Here is a 10,197-nt window from a genome sequence, read left to right as displayed (position 1 = left end):
TGGACGCTGGAGGCGACTGATAGGCGGCCGGTAGCCGAGGCTGGCATGTGGTCGATGCCAGTTGTACTGATGGAGCCAGTGAGGCAGGGCCTGGCGCCGCTGGTCTGAGCTGTCATAGGAGCGAGCGTAAGCCCACTCGCGCAATGTGGTCTGGACCAGTCGTTCGGCCTTGCCGTTGGTACGGGGCGTGTAGGGGCGCGTGCGCAGGTGGCGCAGGCCCAGTCGGCGCAGGAGCCGGCGGAACAGCCGGGACTTGTAACAGGCGCCGTTGTCGGTCATGACCCGGGCGAAGGTGATGCCAAGGCCGCGGTAGTACCGTAGCGCTTGCAGCAGCGCCCGGCACGCACTGGTGCCACGTTCGTCGTTCTCGACGGTACCGAAGGCGATCCGGGAGTGGTCGTCGATGGCAAGGTGGACGAACTCCCAACCGGCGCCATCCGAAGTGCCCTGGCGAGCGCCGGTGACGCGATGTCCGGGGCGCCAGAACCGGCCCAGCTTCTTGATGTCCAGATGCAACAGATCACCCACCTGTGGGTACTCGTAGCGGTGGTCCGGGCGCGCTGGCGCCAGCTCGGCCAGTCGATGCAGACCGGCACGACGCATCAGCCGCGCGATCGTGCTCCGGCCGACGGGCAGTGCCAGCGAGATCTGGCGATAGGTCCGCCGCTGGCGACGCAGGGCGACTACCTGCTCGACGACCGGCGCCGGCGTGGCACTGGGGCAGCGAAGCGGGCGCGACGAACGGTCCTGGAGCCCTCCCGGGCCTTCCTCGCGGAAGCGGCGCAACCACTTGTAGGCCGTTCGAGTGCTCACACCCGCAGCGTGGGCGGCTTCTTCGACCCGAAGACCGTGCTCGATCACCCGTTCCACAAGCAGGGCTCGACCGCGAGGCGTAAGACGGGCATGTTTATGCAGGTTCATCCGGGGCTCCTGGGGTGCTGAATGGGTCGCACCTCCAGTGTTCCGGGATCACCCCGGATGAACAACCTACTGAGAGATCACAGCTAGCGGTCGCCTGGAGAATCGTGCAAATCGACTGGCCGGTACCACCTGGTTTGCGCCGTTCTCGAGCAAAAGACAGGCGCGGCTTGGGAGGCCTACCAGAAGGTGCGCGGCCTTCAATCGCAGATGATGCCTGCCTTCTCCAGCATCTCCCGGAGCGGCTGCAGGCGGGAGCGATAGCGCTTCCACCGATCCAGTGCGGTGGTATACATCGGCGCCCGAACCTGGACGGCGCTCGCGGTTGTGACCGGGGAGAGGTTCTTTTCGAACGCCAGGCACGCGTCGTCCCATTCGAGTTCGCAATGGGAGACGATTGCGCGGCTGGTGTTTTCCTGTTCCGTCACCAGCGCTTCGTACCCCACTTCCAGGATCCGTCCGGGAAACGCCCTTTTCCAATGCGCCATTAGCCCGTCGAACAGGATGTAGTAGTGCCCGATGTCGAGGAGGTCGTAGGAATAGTCGAAGTAGGGCGACTCCGGCGCGAAAAGCTGCCTGAAATTGCTGAGACAGGTGTCAAGTGGGTGCCGACGGACACAGACGATCTTCGCCGCCGGCAGCGCGCAGGCGATGTACCCCAGGTACAGGAAGTTGTGCGGCAGCTTGTCGGTAAAGAACGGCAGCGAGCCTGTGAATGCGCGGGTGCTGGCCACGTAGTCGTCGCCCAACCTACGCCAGTCGACAGCATTCGCGCCTGCGCGGGAAATGTGCGCTGGATTGAACATCTCGAACGACTGGCCGCCTAACGCGCGCTTCCAGGCGGAGGGGAAATTGTGCAGTTCCCCGGCGGACTGGACTTGGGGGTGGCTGGAGATGATCCGGTCCACCAAGGTAGTGCCGGTGCGCGGCATGCCGACGATGAAAATCGGATCTTCGGCGGCGCTGCCCTGGGTGGTCGGACTGGAATAGGGGGCAGGGAAGACCGAGGCCAATGCAGCGAACAGGTCCCTGTCCTTCGACCTGGAATACCGAAGCAATTCCCTGGGAGCTGCCTTGCCGAGCACGCAATGGTCGAAGGCGCTTTCGTAGTCGCCGATGTCCTCAAATTCCTTGGCCAATGCCATGTTGAGGAATGTGGTTGCGGTGACCTTGCCCGCCGCGCGTTCGGCCAGAGCCGATAGGCGTTGTATGTGGTTGGATTCCCTGGACTGCCTGCGTAGTTGGGACAGGGAATGGTGCGCCCTCCAGTGATGCGGGTTCAGGGCGACACTGGCCTCCAGCTCGCGTTCGGCGCCATCCAGATCACCAAGGAAGGTGAGCGCGGTGCCGAGGTTGAAGCGCACTCCAGAATCTCCGGGCATGAGCCGTGCCGCCCTGCGAAAGGCGTGTGCCGCGCGCTCGTAGGCGTGGCATTGCACCAGTACGACGCCGAGCGTGTCGAATCCAGCAGCGTTTTCCGGCAGCAGGAGACGTTCGGCCTTGCCGGCCGCAGCCAGGGCCGCGGCATAGTCCTGCGACGCAACGCATGCCCTTGCCAGGTAAAGATGAAAATCGGCGCGCTGCGGATCCAGCGTGATCGCCCGCCTGAAATGGTCCTGCGCGTCGCGGATCCTGCTTCGTTCCAGCACGGCGACGCCCGCGATGAAGTGGCTCTCTGGGTCGAAAGGGGTTCGTTCGATCAAGCGAGCGGCTTGCGAATGCGCATCGTCCCAGCGCCGCTGATGCATGGCGGCGAGCGCCTTTTTCTTGAGCTCGGCTACGTCCATGGATGGGGGTGCTCTTGAAGCATCGAATGACTGCCTCTGCCGGGCGCGGTGGCCAACGTCTACGTGCCGGTTCGGCATTATGGATGAGTGGGCCGACGTCGCCAAAAGCGCGTCCGCAGAAAAGACTACAGCCCCTTGCGGGGCTGTAGTCTTGGAGCACAACGGAACTTCTAGGATCAGAAGCTCTGCTGGTAGCGCATGTACACGAAGCGGCCGATGTCGTGACCGCCGTAGAACGCATAGCCGGAGCTCGGCTGCGTGTAGTAGATCGGCGGGTCGCGATCGAACACGTTGTTGGCGCCAACGGCGATCCTGGCATTCCACGGCGCGTTCCAGCTGAACTGCACGTCGTTGAACGCCACCGAACCCACTTCGTTGTGCGGAACGACCGCGCCCAGCGTATCCGGTGCCTGGTAGTCCGGGATCGAGCAGTGCCGTCCGTCGCCGAAGCCCATGCACGCTTCCTTGCTGCCCGAGTTGTACCGGATGCCCCAGTTGACCGCAAAGTCGTTGAGCGCCCAATTCAGGTTTAGATTCGAGCGGATGCGGAAGCTGTCCTCGAAACCGTTGGCCTGGCTCGGTACCTCTTCCGGATCGTTCGTGGACTTGGTTTCGTAGCTGCTGACGTAGGTCGTTGCCCACCTGGCGCCGAACTGACCGTAGTCGGTGTTGAGCGTGTAGTTCAGGTCCAGGTCGAAACCTTCGGTTTCGGCATAGCCGGAGTTCCGGCCACCGAACCCGAGCTCGGTCACGATGTAGCCGAGAGATGGGCTACGCGAGAACAGCTCGCAGCGGCTTTCGATCAGGGCGACGTAGCAGTCGTTCAGGATTTCGTTCGGCGTGTCGGCAACGATCGTGTTTTCGATCCTGATGTTCCACCAGTCGAGCGCGACGGACAGGCCTTCCACGTAGCTCGGGCTGTACACCAGGCCGAGCGTCTTGGACGTGGAGAATTCCGGCTCGAGGAAGGGGTTGGAGCCCGAGCGGAACGGGACCGGCGTCTGAGCAACCCGGCCATCGGTGGGCTCGAAGCCTTGCTGCAGCTGGCGATAGTTGGCCGGCACGTCCTGAAGGCAGCGGGCCGAGCCGCGGGCATCGCCATAGACGCTGTCGCAGGGATCGTGGAAACCGGTGGTGAAGGTATCCGTCGTGCCGCCGTACAGGTCGCCAATGGACGGCGCGCGGAAGCCCTCGGCCCAGGTGCCGCGGACCAGCAGGTCGTCGATCGGTCGCCACTTCAGCCCGAACTTGTTGTTCGTGGTGTCACCGAAGGTATCGAAGTCCGAATAGCGGCTGGCCACGCTGAGCGACAGTTCCTGGGCGAAAGGAGCATCGGCCAGGATCGGGATGTTCAACTCGGCATAGACCTCGTCCACCGAGTACGAACCGTAGGTCGGGCCGGACGCCAGATTGGTGGAATCGCCCGACTGCGCGATCGCGTCCGGGGTGAAGCCGCCTTCTTCCTTGCGGTGCTCGACGCCCACCGCGAAGCCCAGGTCGCCTGCAGGCAACGTCCACAGCGAACCGGTCAGGTTGGCGAAGTAGTTGTTGGTCTCGGTCCTGCCCAGCGCATGCTCTTGCTTGTAGAGATAGTCCTGGACCGCCGGATCAGCCAGCGAATGGGCCACCGCACCCGTGCCGAAGCCGGCGAAGGGGTTCCATGGCACGCAACCGGCGATCACCTCGTCGGCGCCGTCGACCCCGGTGCCCTCGGTGCCGCAGACGATCTGGCCCTGGGCGTTCATGAACGACGGACCCACCGCCTGGCGGATGTTCGGGATATAGAGGTTGCCGTTGTTGACGATCCGCAGCTCGTTCTCGTTGTACATGTACCCGACGTCCCAGTCGAAGTACCGTGTGCCGATTTCGAACGCGCCCTGCAGCGCCAAGCTCGCGCGCCAAGTGGTCTGGTCGGTGTCCGTGGTGCGCGGCACTTCCCAACCGCGACGGCGCCAGTTGACCGGGTCGGTGCCGCCGGTCGGGTTGAAGTAGCTGTCGGCCGACATCGGAGCCTGGATGGCAGCGGCCTGCGACTGGGTCGGGTAGCCGGCGATCTGGCGGAACGAGGAGCGCTTGGTGTAGCCCAGGTCGGCGAGGAAGCGGATGTCGTCGGTCAGATCGTAGTTGGTGCTGACGAACAGCGAACGGCGTTCGAGCGGGGTCAGCAAGTGCATCTGGTCGGTCGGCTTGCTGGTGTCGGCGGCGGTCTGGTCGTGCCAGCCGTCCGTGCCCAGGGCGTCGCTGCCGCGATCGGCGACCTGCCAGGGGTCATCACCGCTCACGCGCCAGTTGCCCCACTGACCGACGGGGGTGGTGCTGTACTGCGGGTAGCCGGGGTAGGAATCGTCGGAGAACCAGCGGTCGCGCGCCCAGACGCTTTCTTCATCGTGATACTCGGCGCCGATGGTGACCGAGCCACGATCGCCGGCCATGCCGATCACGAAGTCGTAGGTCTGCTTCGCTCCGTCGCCTTCGCCGTACTGGCCGTAGTAAGCGTTGACTTCGGCGCCCTCGAAGTTGCGCCGGGTGATGATGTTGATGACGCCAGCCATGGCGTCGGAGCCGTAGATGGAGGAGGCGCCGTCCTTCAGGACGTCGATGCGTTCGACCATGGCGGTCGGGATGGTGGACACGTCCTGGAAGCCATCGGGGCTGATGCCCAGGCGCTTGCCGTTGACCAAGACCAGAGTGCGCTGTGCGCCGAGGTTGCGCAGGTCGATGTACTGACCGCCCGCTTCCTGGTTGGCGGTCAGCGGCGAGGTGCGGCTGAATGTAGGGGAACCCGCCGAAGGAATGTTCTGCAGCAGGTCGGCAACGGTATTGAACCCACCGGCCTGGATTTCATCGCGGCTGATGGTCACGACCGGCTGAGCGGTCTCGATGTCGACCTGGCGGATACGCGAGCCGGTCACCTCGATGCGGTCGAGGGTGGTGGCTTCCTGCTCGGTTTCCTGGGCGAACGCAACGCCCGTGCCCGCCAGGGCGGTTGCACCTGCGGCGAGCGCGAGGGTGATCGCGTCGCGGAGCTGGGTGGTCTTGAATGTCATCTCTCTCTCCAAGTGAGTCTTGGGAAATTCCCATGGGAACCCGCCGGTGGCGTCAACTAAAACGCCTAATTCGGCAAGGCCGGGGCCGATAGTAGCCCCCCTCGGAGAAAAATTAAAGTGTCGTTAATCGAGACGGCGAAAAACGGAACTTTCACGTTTCCCGCGGTGATGCCGAGCAGCCGTCAGAGATCCTGCTCGTAGCGGACATAGGGCACCGTGCCCTCGTCCTCGCCGTTCTCACCGCGCGGTGAGAAAGGATTCCTGCCGCGCGTGACGACGTTCTCGGCGCCCACGGTGAGCTGCCCGCTCCAGGGCGTCCGCCATGTCAGGCCGAGTCCGAGGCCTTCCCAGCGCGGCTGGCCCGGAGTGTCGATGACCTGGCCGATGACGTTGGCGCCGAAATTGCCGAAACCGCCGCCGACGGTCAACGAACGGCTGTCCCAGCGATCGGCCAGACCGGCCGGCGCCTGGGCGTAGGGGATGAGGCGCGCCTTGGCGACGGTGCCGGCGATCGAGACGAAACCCTGGTCGCTGATGTTCTTCTGCGCGAACACGGTGAGATCGTTGCTGTCGACCTGACTGGCGCCGCCACGCGGCCCGGTCGAGGTCATCCATGCAGGGAGATCGCCGCTGCTCTCGCCGACCGCCAGGCCGATGCTGCCGCCGGGGCGGCTGAAGGCGGCGGTGGCCGAACTGCGGCGCCCGCCGTCATCGCCGAGATCGTCGTCGAGCGATGCGAGCAGGCAGTTGTTGGCCAAGTTGCCGAGCGCGTGCGACAGCCCGCTCGGATCGTTGCAGAGCAAGGCGAGCGAATCGCCCGATTCCAGGCCGAAAGCCGCATCCAGGCGGTTGCCGCCGAAACGCAACCGTGCGCCGCTGCGCGCGGCGCCGTCGTCGGCGGGCTCGAGCACCAGCAGCGCTTCGAGCCGCCCGCTGGCGTTGTTCCAGATCGGAAGCACCGTCTGTTCGCCGTCGCCGGACGCGGCGCGGCGATCCTGCGCGTGTGCACCCAGCGTGGCGCCGAAGGCGAGCAGGGCGGCAATCGCGAGCTTGGCAGGGCGCAGATGCATGACGGTCGGTCGACCCGAGGGTGGAGTCGGAAGTTCCCCGGAACCAGCGGGACCCGATTCTACCCGATTTATGTTTATTTAACAAGATCCCCGGCCCGCTCCCGGCTACTGCAACCGGTGCGGGGCGTCCATTGGAGCGCCGGTGGCCGTGAACAAGGCGTCAACGGCATCCCGATCGAATTCGTAGGCCTGGCCGCAGAATTCGCAGTGGATGCGGGCCAGGCCGTCGATGACCGCCGCCCCCGCCTCCTCCTGCCCGAGCGATCGCAGGACCTCGGCGACGCGCCCGCGCGAACACGAACACCCGAATCGCAGCGGTCTGGCGCCCAGCGGCTCCGGCGCCTCCTCGTGGAAGAGGCGATGGAGCAGCGTTGCGCCCGGCCAGGCCAGCAGTTCGGCGGGCCTCAGGGTGTCGAACAGGGCACTGGCCCGGTCCCAGCCGTCGGCATCGCCCTGGTCGCCGGGCAGCTTCTGCAGCATCAGCCCGGCCGCCGCATGCCCGTCGGCGGCAAGCAGCAGGCGGGTGGGCAACTGCTCGGACTGGTGGAAGTAGCCCTCGAACGCTTCGGACAGCGAATCGGCGGCGATCTCCACCAGGCCCTGGTAGCGCTGGGGTTCGCGGTTGCCCGTGCCCGGGTTCTCGACGGTGATCGCCAGGATGGCGCTGGCGGCGGCGTCGCGCAGGCCGGACGGGAGCGTCGCGCCGTCGTCGGCGAGGCGGACGATGCCGCGCAGGGTGCCGGCCGCGGTGCATTCGGCGAACAGCGTGCGTAGCGCGCCCTGGCCGCGCAGGTGCACCGACAGGCGGCCCTCCACCTTTGCATGCCCGGTGAACAGTGCTGCGGCCGCACACGCCTCCCCCAGCAGCGTGGCGGCGCCCGGGGAAAGCGTGTCGCGGCTGCGGATCGCCTCCCAGGTCCCGCCCAGGTGGACGCGCACCCCGCGCACACCGGCCCGGGGCAGCAGGAAGCGGTCGAGGCTGTCGGTGTCGGCGGGGCGGTCGTTCATAGGGATCGGGATCGGCAGCGGGTGCGGCGGCGCCATGATGTCCGATAATGCGGGCAGCGGACATGGCGAAGAAGACGATGGATGGGGGCGGATCGGCGGGGCTCAAGCGGGATCGGCGGCGATGAGGGCGCGCCGGCCACGTCGCCGGCCCTGGCTGCGGCGGCTGTTGCTGCTGCCGGTGCTGCTGGCAGTGTTCAGCGTGCTGCAGGTGGCGGCGCTGCGTTTCCTCGATCCTCCGCTGTCGATGTTCATGGCGGCGCGCCACGCCGACGCGTGGCGCGCCGGCGACAGCGGGTTCCGCCACGCTTACCAGTGGCGTGATCTCGACCGGATCGCGCCGGCGCTGCCGCTGGCCGCGATCGCCGCGGAGGACCAGAACTTCGCCACGCATCATGGGTTCGACCTCGAGGCCATACAGAAGGCGCGCGAGCACAACGCGCGCGGCGGGCGGCTGCGCGGTGCCAGCACGATCAGCCAGCAGGTGGCCAAGAACTTGTTCCTGTGGAACGGCCGCAGCTGGGTCCGGAAGGGGCTGGAGGCGTGGTACACGGTGCTGGTCGAGGCGATCTGGCCGAAGCGGCGCATTCTCGAGGTCTATGTGAACGTCGCCGAGTTCGGCGACGGCGTATACGGTGCGCAGGCGGCGGCGCGCGCCTTCTTCGGCAGGGATGCGGAGGGTCTTTCCCAGACCCAGAGCGCGCGCCTGGCCGCGGTGCTGCCCAGCCCGCGACGATACAGCGCCGCCCGTCCCGGGCCCTACGTGCAGCGGCGGACCGCGGCGATCGAGCGGCAGATGCGCCAGATCGGCGGCGTCGCGTACCTGGAGCGGCTGGATTGAACCCGGCGGCGGTGTGGGTTGCGGCGGCAAGCCTTAGGATGTCCCGATGACCATGGACCGCCTGACCGTCGTCGTCGCCGCCTACAACGAGGCCGAGGCCCTGCCGGTGTTGCAGGGGCGGCTGGCTGCGGTGCTCGATGCGCTGGCCGCGGACGGGCTGGACGGCCGGGCACTGTACGTCGACGACGGCAGCCGCGATTCCACCTGGGAGGTGTTGCGCGCGATCGCCGCGGGCGACGGACGCGTCTCACTGCTGCGGCTGTCGCGCAATTTCGGCAAGGAGGCGGCGCTCACCGCCGGGCTCGACCTCGTCGACGAGGGGGCTGCACTGATCCTGGATGCAGACGGCCAGGATCCGCCGGAGCTGATCCCGGCGTTCGTGGCGCGCTGGCGCGAGGGCTACGACGACGTCTACGGCACCCGTTTGCAGCGCGAGGGCGAGGGCTGGCTGAAGCGGGCCTCGGCGCACGCGTTCTACCGGGTGATGCAGCGGCTGTCGAAGACGCCGATCCCGGTCGACACCGGGGATTTCCGGCTACTCTCGCCGCGCGCGCTCGCGGCCTTGCGGCAGCTGCGCGAGCGGCACCGGTTCATGAAGGGACTGTTCGGCTGGGTCGGCTACCGGCGCGTCTCGATCCCCTACCGGCGCGAGCCGCGCCTGGCCGGCGACAGCAAGTTCAATTTCTGGCGGCTGTGGAACTTCGCGCTCGAAGGGATCACCAGCTTCTCGACCGCGCCGTTGCGGCTGGCGACCTACGTGGGCCTGGGCAGCGCGGTGCTGGCCTTCGCTTATGCGGTGTGGGTGGTGGTGAAGGCGATCTTCCTCGGCGACCCGGTGGCGGGCTGGCCCACGATGATGGTGGTGATCCTGTTCCTGGGGGGCGTGCAGCTGATCGCCCTGGGCATGATCGGCGAATACCTGGGCCGGCTGTACGAGGAGTCCAAGCAGCGGCCGCTGTATCTCGTCGACAGCTGGTTGCCGGCCGCGGGAGTATGCTCGGGCCGGACCCAGCCGAGCGGAGGTGAGCGCCATGCGTACGGTGAGACAGCTGCTGGAGGCGAAGGCGCCTGAGATCTTCGCGGTGGCGCCGGACGTGCCGGTGATCGAGGCGATCCGGCTGATGGCGCACAAGCACATCGGTGCGGTGCTGGTGATGCAGGGGGGGCGCCTGGCCGGGATCCTTTCGGAACGCGACTACGCCCGCAAGATCGTGCTCGAGGGGCGGTCGTCGAAGGACACGCCGGTGCGCGACATCATGACCGCGAAGGTCATCACGGTTGCCCTGGACGACAACGTGCAGGGCTGCATGCAGCTGGTCACGCGGGAACGCATCCGCCACCTGCCGGTCGCCGACGCGGCCGGAAACGTGCTGGGGGTAGTGTCGATCGGCGACCTGGTCAAGGCGGTCATCGAGGACCAGCAGCTGGAACTCGACCAGCTGCAGCGCTACATCGCGTCCTGACCCGGCTCCCTTTCTCGACGGCAGCGGTGGCTGGCCGCCCGCCCGATGCCTGGCGGCCATCTCCAC

At 66.7% G+C, this 10,197-nt stretch carries 8 protein-coding genes; 3 read left to right on the top strand and 5 right to left on the bottom strand.

Features of this window, described 5'->3' with window-relative positions:
* From QFW77_RS11150 to hslO, 5 genes are all read right to left on the bottom strand, one after another.
* Positions 1–921 (bottom strand): IS481 family transposase (locus tag QFW77_RS11150; RefSeq protein WP_280572385.1); only part of this gene is annotated, 921 nt, incomplete at its 3' end.
* Between the two features lie 197 nt (positions 922–1,118).
* On the bottom strand, positions 1,119–2,705 hold the full coding sequence (locus tag QFW77_RS11145) for a tetratricopeptide repeat-containing sulfotransferase family protein (RefSeq protein WP_280574752.1): 1,587 nt from the start codon (positions 2,703–2,705) through the stop codon (positions 1,119–1,121).
* 176 nt (positions 2,706–2,881) lie between these two features.
* The gene (locus tag QFW77_RS11140; protein ID WP_280574753.1) at positions 2,882–5,752 is read right to left on the bottom strand and encodes a TonB-dependent receptor; all 2,871 of its coding nucleotides are present in this window, start codon (positions 5,750–5,752) and stop codon (positions 2,882–2,884) included.
* 182 nt (positions 5,753–5,934) lie between these two features.
* Positions 5,935–6,786, bottom strand: coding sequence for an XOO1806 family protein (locus QFW77_RS11135; protein ID WP_425603318.1), 852 nt, complete (start codon positions 6,784–6,786; stop codon positions 5,935–5,937).
* Between the two features lie 141 nt (positions 6,787–6,927).
* Positions 6,928–7,830: an Hsp33 family molecular chaperone HslO gene (gene hslO, locus QFW77_RS11130; protein ID WP_280574750.1), complete on the bottom strand. Its 903-nt coding sequence runs from the start codon at positions 7,828–7,830 to the stop codon at positions 6,928–6,930.
* A gap of 121 nt (positions 7,831–7,951) precedes the next feature.
* Between hslO and mtgA the strand changes: the two genes are divergently transcribed.
* Genes mtgA through QFW77_RS11115 form a run of 3 tightly spaced genes read left to right on the top strand, consistent with a single transcriptional unit; the run spans position 7,952 to position 10,131 of the window.
* Positions 7,952–8,668 carry a monofunctional biosynthetic peptidoglycan transglycosylase gene (gene mtgA, locus QFW77_RS11125; protein ID WP_280574749.1) on the top strand — a complete coding sequence of 239 codons (717 nt, stop codon included), beginning with the start codon at positions 7,952–7,954 and terminating at the stop codon, positions 8,666–8,668.
* A 46-nt stretch (positions 8,669–8,714) separates the two neighbouring features.
* A complete protein-coding gene (locus QFW77_RS11120) occupies positions 8,715–9,740 on the top strand; it encodes a glycosyltransferase family 2 protein (protein ID WP_280574747.1) in 1,026 nt (341 codons plus the stop codon).
* Complete coding sequence (locus tag QFW77_RS11115) at positions 9,700–10,131, top strand: CBS domain-containing protein (protein WP_280574746.1); 432 nt, start codon at positions 9,700–9,702, stop codon at positions 10,129–10,131. Before QFW77_RS11120 ends, QFW77_RS11115 begins: the two co-directional genes overlap by 41 nt.
* Positions 10,132–10,197 lie beyond the last annotated feature (66 nt).

It is taken from the genome of Luteimonas endophytica, assembly GCF_029887875.1.
Taxonomy (GTDB): domain Bacteria; phylum Pseudomonadota; class Gammaproteobacteria; order Xanthomonadales; family Xanthomonadaceae; genus Luteimonas; species Luteimonas endophytica.
Note: the sequence above shows the minus strand (reverse complement) of the source record. Positions and strands in the feature narration are given on the sequence as shown.

Bases quoted from the DNA above. Each gene is read 5' to 3' on its own strand.
- QFW77_RS11145 (WP_280574752.1), bottom strand. From the start codon at position 2,705: ATGGACGTAGCCGAGCTCAAGAAAAAGGCGCTCGCCGCCATGCATCAG.
- QFW77_RS11140 (WP_280574753.1), bottom strand. From the start codon at position 5,752: ATGACATTCAAGACCACCCAGCTCCGCGACGCGATCACCCTCGCGCTC.
- hslO (WP_280574750.1), bottom strand. From the start codon at position 7,830: ATGAACGACCGCCCCGCCGACACCGACAGCCTCGACCGCTTCCTGCTG.
- mtgA (WP_280574749.1), top strand. From the start codon at position 7,952: ATGAGGGCGCGCCGGCCACGTCGCCGGCCCTGGCTGCGGCGGCTGTTG.
- QFW77_RS11120 (WP_280574747.1), top strand. From the start codon at position 8,715: ATGACCATGGACCGCCTGACCGTCGTCGTCGCCGCCTACAACGAGGCC.
- QFW77_RS11115 (WP_280574746.1), top strand. From the start codon at position 9,700: ATGCGTACGGTGAGACAGCTGCTGGAGGCGAAGGCGCCTGAGATCTTC.